At 42.7% G+C, this 17,217-nt stretch carries 12 protein-coding genes and 1 pseudogene; 9 read left to right on the top strand and 4 right to left on the bottom strand.

The annotated features are described in order from the left end of the window. Positions 1-109 precede the first annotated feature (109 nt). Together HF992_RS02855 and HF992_RS02850 are read left to right on the top strand one after the other, a co-directional pair. Positions 110-1,546, top strand: a complete 1,437-nt coding sequence (locus tag HF992_RS02855; RefSeq protein WP_168548548.1) for a 6-phospho-beta-glucosidase — start codon at positions 110-112, stop codon at positions 1,544-1,546. A 250-nt stretch (positions 1,547-1,796) separates the two neighbouring features. Beyond that, on the top strand, positions 1,797-2,447 hold the full coding sequence (locus HF992_RS02850; RefSeq protein ID WP_168548547.1) for a YczE/YyaS/YitT family protein: 651 nt from the start codon (positions 1,797-1,799) through the stop codon (positions 2,445-2,447). Between the two features lie 175 nt (positions 2,448-2,622). Here HF992_RS02850 and HF992_RS02845 read toward each other — a convergent pair whose 3' ends face one another. Both HF992_RS02845 and HF992_RS02840 read right to left on the bottom strand, forming a co-directional pair. Then, positions 2,623-2,838, bottom strand: a complete 216-nt coding sequence (locus tag HF992_RS02845; protein ID WP_168548546.1) for a CsbD family protein — start codon at positions 2,836-2,838, stop codon at positions 2,623-2,625. A 20-nt stretch (positions 2,839-2,858) separates the two neighbouring features. Then, complete coding sequence (locus HF992_RS02840) at positions 2,859-3,095, bottom strand: GlsB/YeaQ/YmgE family stress response membrane protein (protein ID WP_168548545.1); 237 nt, start codon at positions 3,093-3,095, stop codon at positions 2,859-2,861. Between the two features lie 570 nt (positions 3,096-3,665). Between HF992_RS02840 and HF992_RS11910 the strand changes: the two genes are divergently transcribed. The 7 genes and pseudogenes from HF992_RS11910 (at position 3,666) to HF992_RS02810 (ending at position 14,511) form a co-directional block, all read left to right on the top strand. Next, the gene (locus tag HF992_RS11910) at positions 3,666-3,950 is read left to right on the top strand and encodes a LacI family DNA-binding transcriptional regulator (RefSeq protein ID WP_246201216.1); all 285 of its coding nucleotides are present in this window, start codon (positions 3,666-3,668) and stop codon (positions 3,948-3,950) included. A 408-nt stretch (positions 3,951-4,358) separates the two neighbouring features. Then, positions 4,359-4,622, top strand: a pseudogene (locus HF992_RS11905) (substrate-binding domain-containing protein); the annotation flags it as partial. Positions 4,623-4,797: 175 nt separating this feature from the next. After that, positions 4,798-11,100 (top strand): pullulanase, encoded by a 6,303-nt coding sequence (locus HF992_RS02830; protein ID WP_168548544.1) that lies wholly within the window; start codon positions 4,798-4,800, stop codon positions 11,098-11,100. A 700-nt stretch (positions 11,101-11,800) separates the two neighbouring features. Continuing rightward, the gene (gene rpsF, locus HF992_RS02825) at positions 11,801-12,091 is read left to right on the top strand and encodes a 30S ribosomal protein S6 (protein ID WP_168548543.1); all 291 of its coding nucleotides are present in this window, start codon (positions 11,801-11,803) and stop codon (positions 12,089-12,091) included. An 11-nt stretch (positions 12,092-12,102) separates the two neighbouring features. Next, entirely contained in the window at positions 12,103-12,621 is a 519-nt protein-coding gene (locus HF992_RS02820) for a single-stranded DNA-binding protein (RefSeq protein WP_168548542.1), read from the top strand. Between the two features lie 110 nt (positions 12,622-12,731). Next, positions 12,732-12,971: a 30S ribosomal protein S18 gene (gene rpsR, locus HF992_RS02815; protein ID WP_168548541.1), complete on the top strand. Its 240-nt coding sequence runs from the start codon at positions 12,732-12,734 to the stop codon at positions 12,969-12,971. Between the two features lie 190 nt (positions 12,972-13,161). Then, positions 13,162-14,511: a glucose-6-phosphate isomerase gene (locus tag HF992_RS02810; protein WP_168548540.1), complete on the top strand. Its 1,350-nt coding sequence runs from the start codon at positions 13,162-13,164 to the stop codon at positions 14,509-14,511. Positions 14,512-14,702: 191 nt separating this feature from the next. On the opposite strand, the gene HF992_RS02805 is transcribed toward HF992_RS02810, so the two are convergent. Continuing rightward, positions 14,703-15,755, bottom strand: a complete 1,053-nt coding sequence (locus HF992_RS02805; RefSeq protein WP_168548539.1) for a hypothetical protein — start codon at positions 15,753-15,755, stop codon at positions 14,703-14,705. A gap of 376 nt (positions 15,756-16,131) precedes the next feature. After that, positions 16,132-16,914: a peptidylprolyl isomerase gene (locus HF992_RS02800; RefSeq protein WP_168548538.1), complete on the bottom strand. Its 783-nt coding sequence runs from the start codon at positions 16,912-16,914 to the stop codon at positions 16,132-16,134. Positions 16,915-17,217 lie beyond the last annotated feature (303 nt).

Here is a 17,217-nt window from a genome sequence, read left to right as displayed (position 1 = left end):
GCAAAAGATAAACCCTAGAATAGTATCGGTTTTTCAAAGAAAAAGATGAGAAAAGCGCTATAATACAAGGTAAAATAGAAGCAATAGTAACAAAAGTGAGGTAAATCAAATGACAAAATTAACCTTTCCGGATGGGTTCCTGTGGGGCGGTGCGACTGCAGCTAACCAATGTGAGGGTGCCTATGATGTGGACGGACGTGGCCTAGCTAACGTAGACGTTGCGCCAATTGGCCCAGACCGTGGACCGGTTATCATCGGGAAACGCAAGATGTTTGAGTTTGAAGAAGGCTATCACTACCCAGCTAAAGTAGGGATTGACATGTACCATCGCTTCAAGGAAGACATTGCCCTTTTTGGTGAAATGGGCTTTAAAACCTATCGCCTATCCATTGCTTGGAGCCGTATTTTCCCTAAAGGCGATGAGCTGGAGCCAAATGAAAAAGGCCTTCAATTTTATGAAGACCTCTTCAAAGAGTGCCACAAGTATGGGATTGAGCCTTTGGTGACCATCACTCACTTTGACTGTCCAATGCATCTAATCAAAGAGTACGGTGGTTGGCGCAATCGCAAAATGTTAGAATTTTACGAGCGGCTTTGCCGGACCCTCTTCACACGCTATAAGGGATTGGTTAAATACTGGTTGACCTTCAACGAAATCAACATGATTCTCCATGCCCCATTCATGGGAGCAGGCCTCTACTTTGAAGAAGGCGAAAATATCGAGCAAGTTAAATATCAGGCAGCTCACCACGAGTTAGTCGCGTCAGCTATTGCGACCAAAATTGCTCATGAAATTGATCCTGAAAACAAGGTTGGATGTATGCTTGCTGCTGGTCAATACTATCCAAATACGCCACATCCGCGTGATGTTTGGGAGTCCATCAATCTTGACCGCGAAGGCTACTTCTTTGTTGATGTTCAAGCGCGTGGGGAATACCCTAACTACGCTAAAAAAGAATGGGAACGTAAAGGTATTGAAATCGCTATGGAAGACGGCGACCTTGACGTCTTGAAGGAACACACAGTTGACTTTATTTCCTTCTCTTACTATTCAAGCCGAGTGGCCTCTGGTGACCCAGAAGTCAAAGATAAGACAGCTGGAAACATCTTTGCTTCGATCAAAAATCCGTACTTGGAGGCTTCTGAGTGGGGCTGGCAGATTGACCCACTTGGCCTTCGGATCACCCTTAATGTGATCTGGGACCGTTACCAAAAACCACTCTTTATCGTGGAAAATGGTCTAGGGGCCATCGACACGCCAGATGAGAACGGTTATGTGGAAGATGACTACCGGATCAACTACCTGGCGGAGCATGTGAAAACGATGCGCGATGCCATCAATGAAGACGGTGTGGAACTTTGGGGTTACACCACCTGGGGTTGTATCGACCTTGTTTCAGCTGGAACCGGTGAAATGAAAAAACGTTACGGTTTCATCTATGTTGACCTTGATAACGAAGGAAACGGAACGCTCAAACGTTCTAAGAAAAAGTCCTTTGATTGGTACAAAGAAGTCATTGCTACTAACGGTGCTTCTGTTAACTAATTTGGCTCCAACTCACTCGGTACTCCTTAGCCGAGTGAGTTTTTCGTGGTTAGAAAGCTTTATATGGCCTCTTGTTAGAGAAGTTAACTGGCGTCTTTTTGCAATGGTTGAAGCCATGGATGCATCGTTTTTAACTCTCCTATTTCAATCATCGCTAGTTCTGCTGGAACTATTTTTTTAATTCACTTGAAATAGACCCCCCTCTTATGGTAAACTGGACAAGGTCTATCAAAGGATGAAGGGGATTATTATGAAAAAACCACACATTACACTAGGGACACTGGTAGTCTACTTAATAGGAACAGTGGTCTTGTCCTTAGGGATTTGCCTTAGTGCTAAGAGCAATCTTGGCGTTTCACCAGTAACCAGTATCATTTTTGCGTTAGCAGCTGTAACTGGCCGTTCTTTTGCAGAGACAAATTTTGTCTACCTGTGTTTTTTAATTTTTGTCCAATTTCTGTTGCTTAAAAGAGAATTCAGACTACGCGAGACCGCTCAAATTTTTGCCAGCTTTTTGGGAAGTCTCTTTATTGATTTATTTGACACCTATCTGCCGACCCCAGAACAATTGAGCTGGCAGATCATCTTTTTGACAGTCGGGATTTGCCTCGTTGGTATCGGTGCTTCTTTGATGGTTGGGATGAATGTTATTGCCAATCCTGCGGATGCCTTGGCACATGTGATTGGTAAGGTAACGGGAAAAGGGTTTGGAACTGGGAAAAATATTTTGGATATTGTCTCCATCCTAGCAGCGGTCCTTGTGGGGTTAGTCTTTGCAGGACGCTTGGTGGGTCTCGGTCTAGGGACTGTCTTGGGAATGATTTTTACAGGGCGAATTATTTCGTGGTTCCATCCGTTGACTGAGAAGTGGTATGAAGAACTAACACATCAGAAAGGTTGATAAACTTCTGATTATTAGACCGTATCGCTAAGCAAGCAGTGGCTTAGCGAAAGAGACTACTTAAAACGCTTAAAGTATCAGTCTTATCACTGTTAAGTAGCTATCTGTTAACAAAATAAGGCTTGGTCCAAATCGGACCAAGCCTTATTTAGTCGCCAAAAATGGCTACTCTTTTTTATTGAACCTCATCATCCTTGTCCAAGGCTTCTTTGACAGCATTAATAGCACCTGTCGCAGCATCTTTGACATCTTCGACGATTTCTTTTCCTTTAGCGATTGTCTTTTCAACCAGACCTTCTGATTCGAGCTCAGCATCACCAGTTGCTTTACCGATCACTTCTTTAGCAGAACCTTTTAATTGGTCCAATTTGGCATCAAATTTTTCAGACATACGGTGTCTCCTTTATATTTCTACTTTCTCTCAAAGAAGAAAGAAACCACAGCAATTACGAGAACTGCACCTATAATTGATGGAACAAGTGCCATGCCTGCTAGGTTAGGACCCCAATGACCAAAGAGACTTTGTCCGATAGACGACCCTGCGAGTCCAGCAAGAATATTGGCAATGCATCCCATTTTATGCCCTCGATTGGTGATAGAACCAGCTATTGCACCGATTAGGGCTCCGATAATGATTGGCCAAATCACAGTACTCCCTCCTTTCAAAACCAACTAAAGGTAAACGCTTTACCTTTGTAATATTAGTATAACATAGAGTCTTTCTAAAGTCTAATGGAAGGCTCATGTGACTGTAACTATTTAACGAAAGGTAGCGGATTGTTTGGAGAGGATAGCTGATTGTAGCTTGGTGTTCTTTGGCGGTGAATTTGTAGCCTAAAGGGAGTATTATCTAGTATAATCGTCTGTGTTTGTTAGGAAGGAGAGGTAAGCAGTCGTTGTTTCCGGTTGCGACACGTGAACGCGTCACATGATCAAGAAGCGGTAGAAGTCGTCGATGTTACGGGATCCTTGGGAAGATAAGAGACTTCATCTGTTATACTAGGAAAAGCTTTTACCCAAGTACATTGAGGCAAAAGTGGCATCTTGATGAGATGAAAGGAGCTTAATCGTCTATTATCTCCTGTTTTAATTGAATATGTTTCAGTCGCTCCGTCACTGCTTTTTTTCAGGTAAAAAGATATGGCTCAAGGAAAACGATTGCGTTTCATTTAAATTAGCAGGCGATTTGAGGCAATGTAGAAATTTAGGAGTGGTTATATGACGACCTTGGCCGATGTAGCACGGCGCGCTAATGTATCAAAAATGACAGTCTCTCGGGTAATTAACCATCTCGACACGGTTACAGAAGAGTTACGTCAATTAGTGCTAGCTACAATGGAAGAGCTGAACTATCAGCCGAATGCCGCTACGAAAGCTTTAGCTCACCAAAGAACTCTGATTGTACAAGTTCTTATATTAGAAAAGATGGATGTGGTGGAGGCTTATTACATTGATCTTTCAGATGGTATTGCAAATGAATTGAACGCGCGGAACTATACTTGACAATACAATTGGTGACTAATCCTCAGTTGGTGACTGATCAATGTGATGGCTATATTGTTACTGGGGCTCGTGCAGTGAACTACTCGTTGTTGAAGCGCCTGAAGAAACCTCTTGTTTTATTTGGGGAGAACCAAGAAGGTCTGCTATATGTTGATTCAAATAATCGTCAGGCAACTAGAGTGGCGACTGAGTTTGCCTTATCAAAGAGCTATAAACAGATTGTTTTCATTGGGATTGATTTGCCTGAAACCTTTGCAATGGAAAGAGAAGCCGGCTATATAGAAGCGATGAAAGGGCGTAAGTCTTGTTTGTATCGTTTAGAAAAACGGTTCTCGAGTAGCAGAGCAATTTATCCAAGACCTAGAGGTGAAGGAGAAGGTATAAGAGAACACTTGCTTTGTTTGTGCATCGGATCGCTTGGCCCTAGGAATTACAAGAGGGCTACGAGGCTTGGGCAAATCGATTCCACAGGATGCTGGTGTAATTGGGTTTGATGGTTTCTTCTTAGATTGCATAGCAAGGCCAGCTCTGACAACTATGAAACAACCAATCCGGCCAATGGGGGGCTTAAGTGTTCGATGGTTGATGGCTCTTCTTGATGATCAACCTTTGGACAATCTGGGAACCTATTGCCGTGCTAGCTTAATTGAACGCGAGACGACACTTCAGTAGTCTTTTTTATGCAATCAATTATTATAGAACTGGGCTAATATACATTCAATGGCTGAGATGAACAGTCTAAAACTGTTACCGCGAATAACAAAGAAAACGCTTGCATAAAATCTCTGGATTGTATATACTGGTAATAGATTTAAAAAATCAAAACTAAATTGATTTGGAGGAATTTATGAAAACGAAATCTATTCAGGAACTGCCGCTGAAAGTCTTGCCAGAGAGGAGGCCGGTTTTTGGTATTCGTAAATTAAGCGTGGGCGTTGCTTCTGTCGGAATCGCAGTGGCGCTCTTTTTGAGCGGAATTGGACAAGTGGTAGAGGCTAATGAAGTCACACCTGTTGTAGAAACCAGTCAATTGGCTCCAGATATCACCACCAGTACAGAGGAGATGGAAATAGCAGCCTCTGCGGCTGAATCCTTAGATGTTGAAAATAGCGCTTTACAGTCGCCGACTGCTGTAGCAGAGGCGCCGATTGCTGAAGGGGCTATTCGCTTGCATTTTGAAAACGTTGAGAGTGCTGAACCAGAACATCAAGGTCTATGGACTTGGGGAGGAGTAGAAACTCCGTCAAATGGTGATAAATGGCCTACGGATACAGTGAATTTCTCCAAACAGCAGATGGACGCCTATGGACATTATGTGGATATCAAAAAGTCTGAAATCCCAGCCACTATCGGATATTTGATGCTCAAGGACGGGGAGAAATTAACAGAGTCTGACCAAAAAATTGAGCTCTTAACTCCAGAACAAAACGAAGCTTGGGTAGCGAAAGACTACAGTGTTTCGAGCTACGAGCCACTCAAAGATGAGAATGTAGTTCGCATCAACTACAAACGTGATGATAATAATTATGATGGTTGGGGCGTCTGGACTTGGGGAGATACACCAGAAGCTAGTAAGGATTGGCCAGCAGGAGCTCTTGATTTTAAAGTAGGGAAATATGGTGCCTATGCAGATATCCCACTATCTAGAGCCTTGGATTCAAAATTAGGTTTTCTCTTGCTTAACCAACAAAATCCAGATCTTCCAGGAAATAAGACCGCTGATCTAGTTTTTGCAGATCGGAAGCGCCACAGTCAGATTTTCCTCCGTCAGGGTGATGACAAGGTCTATACAAATCCATACTTTGTTGAGGAAAAAGTAGAGCTGGACACTAGTCAAGCTACCCCAGGTGTCAAAAATCTAACAGTTGCAGCTAGTCTGAAAGCTCCTTTTAATTACAATGAAAGTGGCTTAGTCTCTCTCAAAATCACTAATCCAGAACAAGCTGAGATTGTTAGGGTGGAAGTTGACACTAGTGCTATTGGAGGTGGGCTTGTCCCCGTTTCGACTGACTTAAATCGTGTAACAATCAAGGCAACATCAGATACCCCACCTGGGATATATAGCCTGCCAGTCAGAGTTTATGATAAGGACAATGGGTACTATGAAACCAAGTTGGATGTGACAGTTACTAAGAGGGAAAAGGCAGAAGGTGAGAAAGACTGGGATGAACAAGTTATCTATTTTATGCTAACCGACCGATTCTACAATGGTGATAAAAACAACGACCAGCAGGTTGAAGGACCAATAACCAATCCTCGAGGCCTTTATCAAGGTGGTGATTTTAAAGGTGTGACGGCTAAACTGGATTATTTGAAAACATTAGGTGTAAATGCTATCTGGCTGACACCGATTGTGGAAAATATATCTCACAATGCTGGAAATGAAAAAGACGGTGACTATTATGCCTACCATGGCTATTGGGCATCTAATTTTGAAAAACTCAATCCTCATTTGGGAACGCTGGATGATTTTCATAAGCTGATTGATGCCGCTGCTGAAAAAGGAATCAAGATTATTGTAGACGTGGTCTTGAACCATTCGGGATACGGGACGGATGCGACTTTCGCCGGTATGATACGGACTAAGGAAGAAGATAAACAAGGTGACGATCAATTGGGATCATTGGCAGGGTTGCCTGACTTTAAAACGGAGAATGCGGCTATTCGAAAACAGTTGGTCGATTGGCAAGCTTCTTGGCTGGAGCGTTCAAAGACTGCTAAGGGAAATTCTATCTATGCTTTCCGCGTAGATACAGTTAAACATGTCGATGATACAACATGGCAACATTTCAAGAATGAATTAATTGATCGTGATCCAGATTTCCACTTAATTGGTGAAACTTGGGGTGCTAATTACAAGGATACCAAGGGAGATCTAGGTATTGGAACCATGGATAGCCTACTGGACTTTGGCTTTAAGGATATTGCTAAGTATCTGGTTAACGGTCAGCTTAAGGCGGCTGGTAAAGAGTTGGAGGAACGCAGCAAAGTCTTGACCAGTGCAGCTTCTCTGGGACAATTTTTGGGTAGTCATGACGAGGACGGTTTCCTATATAGTCTTGGCGGTGCGGAGAAAGAAGGTAATCTTGATAAGCTCAAAATAGCAGCTAGTCTCTTGGTAATGGCTAAGGGTCAGCCAGTCATCTATTATGGCGAGGAATTGGGACAATCAGGACAAAATAACTGGCCTGTTTACAACAATCGTTATGATTTCGATTGGACTAAGACTGAAACGAGCGATATTCAAAAACACTATCAAAAGTTGCTAGCATTCCGTAATGCACATTCGGAATTGCTTTCCCGTGGAGATACAACAACAATAGGGGTAAATGATAGTCAAGGTTGGCTCCTGACCAAGCGTTCGCACAAGGGCCAAATTGCTTATGTCTTATTGTCGACCAATACTGAGAGCAAGCCAATGGCAATCGAGGTATCTGATAAGGATACTGTTGTGGCTGATGCTTACACAGGCAAGACTTACAAGGCGATTGAGAGAGATGGGAAATGGCTTGTTGAAGTCGAACTCCCAACAGCTGCTCAAGGGGGAACAATGCTCTTGCAGACACAGGAAGGAGAGATTGTTAATGCAAGGGTTGAAGAGGAGAAGGCAGAGGATCCGATTGCAGCAGGCTATTTCCGTGTTCACTTTAAGAAATTACCGTCTGACAATCTGTCTAGCCTAGGTTTGTGGACTTGGGGAGATGTGGAAACACCGTCATCTGAAATCGGAGGCTGGCCGACAGGTGCAACTAGCTTTAGTACGGCAAAAGAAGATGATTACGGCTATTACCTAGATATCAAGATGAAGGATGATGCTGCAAGCAAAATCAATCTTTTAATCAACAACTCAGCTGGTGAGAACCTTACGGGAGATAAGACAGTTGAGCGCATTACCCCTAAGATGAACGAAGTTTGGTTTGATGAAAACTACGACATCAGTCATTATCCACCACTTAAGGCGGGATATATTCGGATCAATTACTACCGGACTGATGGAGACTATGATCAAAAGGCACTCTGGGTTTGGGGAGATGTCAAGGAGGTTAAGCTTGGTGATTGGCCAAACGGAATCGATTTTGAGAAGCAAGGCAAATATGGTGCTTATGTCGATGTCAAATTGACAGATCTTCCAAACTCAATTGGTTTCTTGTTACTCGATAAAAGCAAGTCAGGAGATGATGTGAAAATTCAACCAAAAGACTATCAGTTTACAGATTTGAAAAATCAAACCCAGATCTTCCTTCGGGATGATGATGCGACCGTCTATACCAATCCTTATTTTGTCAATAATGTTCGTATGGCGGGAGCATCCCACACTAGCTTAACAGCCCTAGAAGCAACCTTCACAACCTTGGAAGGAACAGATAAGGACAGCATCCTAGAGAAATTAACCGTAACAGATAAAAACGGGCAAGTAGTCGAAATAAAAGACCTTGTTTTGGATGCTGCCAGCAATAAAGTGAAGGTGATGGGAGACTTCAACCGAGAGAATGCAGGCTATACCGTAAAGTATGGGAATGACAGCTTCACAACAAGAATGGGCTGGCAGTTGAAGGATGAACTCTATGCCTACGATGGTGAGCTGGGTGCCCGCGTTCGTCAATCTGGTCGGATAGTGGACATGACCCTTTGGTCACCGAGTGCAGAGCAAGTCTCTCTAGTCCTGTATGACAAAAAAGAACCTACCAATGTGGTTGGTAAATTGGCTATGACTAAAGGGGATAAGGGGCAATGGGATCTTACCCTAAATGAACAATCAGGCTTAGGGATAGAGGACTATCGTGGTTACTATTACCATTATGAAATTGTTCGCGATGGCCAACCAGTTCTTGTGCTAGATCCGTATGCTAAATCTCTGGCTGCCTGGAACAGTAATCTGGCAGAAACAGCTCCTTCTGAGCGCGTGGCCAAGGCAGCCATTGTAGATCCTAAGGAAGCTGGTCCAAGTGACTTAGATTATGCAAGTATTCCAAACTTCAAGCAACGTGAAGATGCGATTATTTATGAAGCCCATGTTCGTGATTTCACATCCGATCCGGCCATTTCAGATGAATTGAAGTCTCAGTTTGGAACTTTTACAGCCTTCGCAGAACGGTTGAAATACCTTAAGGATTTAGGAGTGACTCATATTCAGTTACTTCCAGTTATGAGTTACTATTATGTTAATGAGTTGAAAAATGCAGAGCGAATGAACGATTATGCCTCTAGCAATAGTAACTACAACTGGGGCTATGATCCGCAGAGCTACTTTGCCTTGACGGGCATGTATTCGACTGATCCTAGTAATCCGCTGAAACGCATTGAAGAATTTAAAAACCTTGTCAATGAAATTCATAAACAAGGAATGGGTGTTATTCTGGATGTGGTTTATAACCATACAGCCAAGACATTCCTGTTTGAGGACTTAGAGCCGAATTATTACCATTTTATGGAAGTAGATGGGACAGCTAAAACCAGCTTTGGTGGAGGACGTTTAGGGACGACTCACCACATGAGCCGTCGTGTCCTGGTGGATTCGATCAAATATTTTGTTGATGAATTTAAGGTGGATGGTTTCCGCTTTGATATGATGGGAGACCATGATGCGGCATCTATTGAGACAGCCTTTAAAGAAGCTCAGAAACTTAACCCTAATATCTTGATGCTTGGTGAGGGGTGGAGAACCTTTGCAGGGGATGCTAATCAGCCAGTGAAGCCTGCTGATCAGGATTGGATGAGTTCGACAGATACGGTTGCCGTTTTCTCAGATGATATCCGCAATCTCCTCAAATCAGGCTATCCCAATGAAGGTCAACCAGCCTTCATTACAGGTGGTCCTAAGAATGTGGAAAGTATCTTTAACAATATTAAGGCTCAACCAAGTAATTTCTTGGCGGACGATCCAGGAGATGTTATTCAATACATTGCGGCTCATGACAATTTGACGCTCTTTGATATTATTGCTCAGTCAATCAAAAAAGACCCATCTATAACAGAGAATAATGCTGAAATTCATCGTCGTCAGCGTTTAGGTAACTTGCTCATATTAACTTCTCAAGGGACACCGTTTATCCACTCTGGTCAAGAATACGGACGGACCAAACAATTCCGACACCCAGACTATAAGGTTCCTGTTTCAGAAGATCAGGTACCGAACAAGGCTCATCTGTTAACGACGGTAGACGGGACACCGTTTGACTATCCGTACTTTATTCATGATTCTTATGATGCTTCAGATGCAGTCAATAAGTTTGACTGGGCTAAGGCAACAGATAGTCAGCTCTACCCAGAAAATGTTAATACGGTAGCCTTTACCAAAGGATTGATTGAATTGCGTAAGTCGACAGATGCCTTTCGTATACCAACAAAAGAGGATGTTGACAAGAGAGTCAGCCTGATTTCTATCCCAGGTCAACACGGCATCGCTCAAGACGACGTGGTGATTGCCTATCAAGCTGTTGCCAGTAACGGTGACCTTTATGCTATCTTTGTCAATGCAGATAGTAAGGAGCGGAAATTTGTTCTGACAGATAGCTATAAGGCTTTGCTTAAGGGGGAAGTTCTCGTTGATGGTCAACGTGCAGGTACTAAAGCTCTGTCAGAATTGGTCGGGGTCAACTTGACGGATAAAGCAGTTATCCTTGCTCCTTTAACTGCAACAGTCATTCGCATACCTTATCTCGGTTCTCAAGTGCCAGATGTAGCACCTCTGGAAGAAGAAAAACCTAAGCTGAACGTTATCACCATGGAACGTAGAATCGAGAAAGAACTTGCTATTAAGGAGGAAGTTCGTTACGATGAGAGTCTGCCAATTGGGCAATCCTACCTTCTTCAAGAAGGGCGAGCAGGCAAATTGGTTTCTATTTATCAAGACTTAGTGGTCGACGGAAAAGTAGTGTCTACAAGGTTGGTGTCAGAGACAGTTGTTGGTGATCAACCTCGTATCCTAGTGAAGGGCATTAAGGAGATTACGACTGAATCGGACATATCGGATTTCCAAGATGGCTCCGTACAGAAATCAATCGTAGCGACAAGTATCGCTAATTCAAGCCTACCAGCCACCGGTGAAGTTGCTAGTGACTTAGCCCTCGTAGGTTTCGGTTTAGCTGGCCTAGGGATGGCACTTGCGACACAGGGAGTAAAGAAAAAGTCAGAAGAATCTTGTTCTTAACAACGGCCTTGATACACACTTCGCTAACGTAATAGGAATGGCTGTAATTGGATATTGGATTAGGAGGCTGGGGAAATATCCCAACCTCCTCATTCTTTTTGTTTTAAGGATTGGAGAGCAATTTATACTCAAAGGAAACCAATCTAGCCTAGGAAACGAGACTGATGATAGAACTGGCATTCATCGAAGCGGGTCGACAATGGACAACTTTGATTTTCAAAGAGCATTAGCCATTATCTAGGAGAAATCTATAGTGGTCTGATTAACAATTCGAAGGTCATCAAATTGTTCTTATGACAGAAATATCTAGGGAGATATTGTCAAAAATTCTTGTCTCAAAATGAGGGAGTGAGGGGAAATCTGATTTTTGAAGCATGGCAATGAGGCCTTCTTTTCGTAGCTTCTCACCTTGTGTTGCGAGTTTCGTTGAGTTGCTACACTACGTGAAGAATCTGGGTGTATTGTTTGTCTAAAGTTCAGTCCGAACTCTAAAATTCGAGAGAGGGGTTAGGGAAAGTCCCCAGTGTGATATGTTTGGTTAAAAGTGTTTTTCGGATTTTAAATATTGCAGACGGTGAATGATTTTATGGAATCTGAGACTTGATTTATCTTTATTTTATGATATAATACTGTTTTGTGAGACAACCTCACTTACTCACAGGGTACCTGTGAGTCATTAGTCCAAAAGGAGGAAAAATCAATGGCTAAATACGAAATTCTTTATATTATTCGTCCAAACATTGAAGAAGAAGCGAAAAACGCTTTGGTCGCACGTTTCGACTCTATCTTGACTGACAATGGTGCTACTATTGTTGAGTCTAAGGCTTGGGAAAAACGTCGCCTTGCATACGAAATCAATGATTTCCGCGAAGGTTTGTACCATATCGTTACTGTTGAAGCGACTGATGCTGTGGCTCTTAATGAGTTTGACCGTCTATCAAAAATCAACAGCGACATTCTTCGTCACATGATTGTCAAACTTGACGCTTAAGCAGGTGTTCTATGATTAATAATGTAGTGCTTGTTGGTCGTATGACCAAAGATGCAGAACTCCGTTACACTCCCTCTAATCAGGCTGTTGCGACTTTTACTTTAGCGGTTAACCGCAATTTTAAAAATCAAAATGGTGAGCGTGAGGCAGATTTTATCAATGTTGTCATTTGGCGTCAGCAAGCTGAAAATTTGGCGAACTGGGCTAAAAAAGGTGCTCTTGTAGGTATCACCGGTCGAATTCAGACTCGCAACTATGAGAACCAACAAGGACAACGTGTTTATGTAACTGAAGTAGTTGCAGAAAATTTCCAGCTCTTGGAGAGTCGCACTGCTCGTGAAGGCCAGTCAGGTGGTTACCAATCTAATAATAGTTTTGGTGGCAATGCCTATGGGGGAGACAACAGCTTTAGTGGTGGTTTCCAGTCAGGTGCTTCGCAATCAAACGCAACACCAAACTTTGGTCGAGATGAGAGTCCTTTTGGTACAACCAATCCGATGGACATCTCAGATGATGATCTACCATTCTAATGTGACTTTGGATGAAGACAGTCTGGATGCAGACTAAGCTTGGGAAGTGAAAAGGCCTAGAGCTTTGATGAGTTCCCAGATGCTAATACTATAATATAAAGGAGAAACACATGGCTCAACAACGTCGTGGCAGCTTCAAGCGCCGTAAGAAAGTTGACTATATCGCAGCTAACAAAATTGAATACGTTGATTACAAAGATACTGAATTGCTTAGCCGTTTCGTATCTGAGCGTGGAAAAATCTTACCACGTCGCGTAACTGGTACTTCAGCGAAGAACCAACGCAAAGTAACAACAGCAATCAAACGTGCACGTGTAATGGCTTTGATGCCATTCGTAAACGAAGACTAATGAATAAAGGTCAGGGCTTATGCCTTGGCTTTTTTCTTGATGGCCTAAAAGTGGCTACAAGTCATCTAAAAAAGAGGCGAGCAAGTGTCTCCCAAAAGGTAATTTTTGATGAAATTAAAGAAAAAAGATTGAAAAAAAAGTCATAAAACGGTATGATAAGAAGCGAACAAGATATTTGGAGGACTGTGAATTGGCACATATTACATTTAACTATTCAGCGATTCTAGATCAGTATATGGGAGCGCACGAGTTAGACTATATGCAGAGTCAGGTCAGTGCTGCTGACAAGCTCTTGAGAGAAAAGACTGGCCCAGGGAGTGATTTCCTAGGATGGCTAGATTTGCCAGAAAACTATGACAAGGAAGAGTTTGACCGTATTTTAGCTGCGGCTGAGCAAATCAAATCAGACAGCGATGTTTTGGTTGTGATTGGTATCGGAGGGTCTTACCTTGGTGCACGTGCGGTGATTGATTTCTTGAATAATCACTTTGCGAACTTGCAGACAAAGGCTGAGCGACAAGCACCGCAAATCCTCTATGCTGGGAATTCTATTTCGGCTAGCTATTTAGCGGACTTGGTTGAGTATGTTGAGGATAAGGACTTCTCAGTCAATGTTATTTCTAAGTCTGGAACCACAACTGAACCAGCTATTGCTTTCCGTGTCTTTAAGGAACTCTTGGTGAAAAAATATGGTCAGGAAGAGGCCAATAAACGGATCTATGCGACGACAGATCGTGCTAAGGGAGCGGTTAAGGTTGAAGCAGATGCCAATAACTGGCAGACCTTTGTGGTTCCAGATGATGTCGGTGGTCGATTCTCAGTATTGACTGCGGTTGGACTTTTGCCGATTGCAGCATCAGGTGCAGACATCAAGGCTTTGATGGAAGGTGCCAACGCAGCGCGTAAAACCTACACGTCAGATAAGCTTTCTGAAAATGAAGCTTACCAATATGCGGCTATCCGTAACATTCTCTACCGCAAGGGCTATGTGACTGAAATCTTGGTAAACTATGAGCCGTCTCTTCAATACTTTAGCGAGTGGTGGAAGCAATTAGCTGGGGAGTCAGAAGGTAAGGACCAAAAAGGCATTTACCCGTCTTCTGCTAACTTCTCAACGGACTTGCATTCCCTAGGACAATTTATCCAAGAGGGCAATCGTAATCTCTTTGAGACAGTTGTGCGGATTGACCGCCCACGGCGCAATGTGATTATCCCTGAATTTGCAGAAGATCTGGATGGTTTAGGTTATATCCAAGGCAAGGATGTGGATTTTGTCAATAAGAAAGCTACAGACGGAGTTTTGCTAGCCCATACAGATGGAGGAGTGCCAAACCTTTATGTGACTCTTCCTGAGCAAGATGCCTTCTCTTTAGGGTATGTGATCTACTTCTTTGAATTGGCAATTGCTTTGTCTGGCTATCTCAATGCGGTCAACCCATTTGACCAGCCGGGGGTAGAAGCCTATAAGCAAAACATGTTTGCCCTTCTTGGTAAACCAGGATATGAAGAACTTTCTGAGCAATTAAATGCTCGTCTATAAGAAAAAAGACATTCCTTATGACAATAGGGAATGTCTTTTGGTTGGATGAAATAGGTATTTTAACGGAAGATAGGGTCTTTCTAGCTAAGGAATCAGAGTGGTCCGTTTCCTCATAAGAGTGTTCAGGTAGTTTTTGATGCTGCTTGTAGCATCTCCTGTTTCTTGTCGTCTTCATTCCTAGCGACGAAATCTTATTTTTCTGGCAAAGTAATGGCAATAACCCGATCAGTTGACTCCACCGATGGATTAAGACGATACTGGGTTGCCGAGGATTCGAAGAGGAGATAGAGCTCGTCTCCATTCGCAAAGACTTGTTGCATATAGGCAGGTGTAGTGTACTGCTGAATAAATTGATCGCTGTTTTCTGTGAAATGCTTCCAATTCTCGATACCAGGATTGTTAAAGACCAGTAACTTAGAGTCTTTATTGCCGTAGGACTGGGAAAAAATCACTTTATCTTTGATAATAGCTATACCTTGAATTTGTTCAGGCGTGTCGAAAACAGCGGTAGCCTTATTCTGGTCTTTTTGAGGAAAACCATTGTCGTCTAATTTGTAATAGCCAATGTGCCCTTTGTCATCTTTATCAAAATAACCAACAAATAAGGCTTGATTGTGATAGGTCATGTAGGATGAACCAGAGATGTCTTCCAAGTTTATTTGGTAGTCAAAGCTGATGGCCTCTTTGCTTTGCTTAAAGTCATCGTCTAGCACTGTTTGGAGATTGAGGGCTGAAATTTGAGAAGTGGACTCTTCATCTGTTGTCGTGATCCAAAGGCGCTGATGCTCGGTATCGTAGGCCATTCCACCCACATGGCTGATGGTTGGTAAAACAATGGTTTTAAGGAATTCACCACTCTGTTTTTCAATGACCCATAGGACAGAATTGAGTTCCTTACCCTTACTGTAGGCGGAAATGATAATATAGTCTCCAACGAAACTCAGACCTTGAGGTGTCATATCTCTAGCTGTTTTGACCTTGCCCTTCTCATCGCCATTGGAGACAAGTGTTTCAGTCTCTAATAAACCCGGGATGACGAAGGATGCTTTATCATCTTCGGGAAGCATTTGGTAAATGTCAGGATAGTTTTCTTTCAAATCTTGATAGAAATCCTCTTTGTCTTGGTTTGCGGCATTAGTATTAGTCCCGTTATCTTGCTTAAAGCTTGTACCAGGCAGGATGAAGAAGAAGCCTGCGATAAGTCCGATGAGGGCTAAGATGAGAAATAAGAAAGATTTTTTCATGGGGGGTATTCGACTTTCGTTTGTTTTAGACGTCCGTGAAGCGAAGAACAATTAAGACCTTGTATCCATAAAGATGATTTAGTTAGAGGACATTGCTTTTTGTTTTCTTGTAGGCAGTTTTTTACAGTTATACCGGCGTATAACTCGACAATCTGACAAAGAAGCAGGCAAGGGATAGGATAGATATGGATATAGGTTTAACACCGTTTTTAGCAGTTAATCAATAGTCAATTGTCCTTAAAATCAACAGCGACTATCTGGATCTGGGAAATGTTGTTATTCTTGCCAGATAGTTTAGCAGTGTCTCGTTTTGAGGTTATGCTTAGAACCATTCTGGCAGGTTTCCTACTGAGGTAGGTCCTAATGGTTAAGCTTCTTATTTGAAGGTGTAGTCTTTGAGGATTTCAATACTTGTGATGGTAATATCTGTTTTAGGCTTATCGGCCTCATCTGTTTCTACAGCAGCGATTTGGTCAACCACCTCCATGCCTTTAGTTACCTGGCCAAAAACAGTATAGGAAGCATCCAGAGTTGGGTTACCACCATTTTTATAGGCTTCAAAAATCGGTTTTGGAAAGACGTCTGCTGGAATTTGCTGGGTTTGATCCTGCTTGTTTTGATTGATAAAAAATTGACTACCATTGGTATCTGCGCCGGCATTAGCCATGGCAAGGGCGCCTCTTAGGTTATAGAGGAAGGGGGTGATTTCATTTTTAAACCCATTTCCAGAATCAATTGTTTCGTCTTTGCCAGCCCAGATGGATTCGCCACCAGTTCCCTTGCCAAGAGGATCTCCTCCTTGAATCATGAATCCTTGAATCACACGGTGGAAAATAACCCCATCATAGTAACCTTCCTTGGCATGGGTAAGAAAATTTTCAACGGCTAGCGGGGCGTATTCAGGGAAAAGTTTGATGGTGATATCGCCAGCGCTCGTATGCATAAGGACTTGAGCTTCATTATCTGCGACTGCCTCAGAAAGCTGTGGAAAGGCACTAGCATCAGATTTGAGCGCTTTTTGATAAGCTTCTGCCAAAGGATTGCTCTCGGAAGACGTGGTTGTTTGCGAAGTGGCTGTTTCTTGAGACGTTTCTTGCTTGGAAGAGCAAGCTGTTAAAAGGAGTGTGCTTAACAAACTGTATAGGATTACTTTTTTCATAGAAAACCTTTCTAATTCTTTATAGCTTTTATTCTACCATAAATCAATTTCAACACCAACTGTAAATGATAACGATTTTGCTGCTAGGGGCTAGATGGCAAGGCTTTTCTGGGGGATTTTTGCAGGTATAAGGAGGTGTTTTGCGATAGGTAGCTGGTAAAGTAAGAGTGTTCATTCTGAATGACTTTTTGCCATCGTGGGTGTTCTCATCCCGTGATTCTTTGATTCCCAAGGCTTAGGTTATCCTCCGACAGTGGAAAAAATTCTATTCGTAGGCTGTGAGGGAAAACGATAAAATTGTTA

Source organism: Streptococcus ovuberis, from assembly GCF_012396585.1.
Taxonomy (GTDB): Bacteria; Bacillota; Bacilli; order Lactobacillales; family Streptococcaceae; genus Streptococcus; species Streptococcus ovuberis.
Note: the sequence above shows the minus strand (reverse complement) of the source record. Positions and strands in the feature narration are given on the sequence as shown.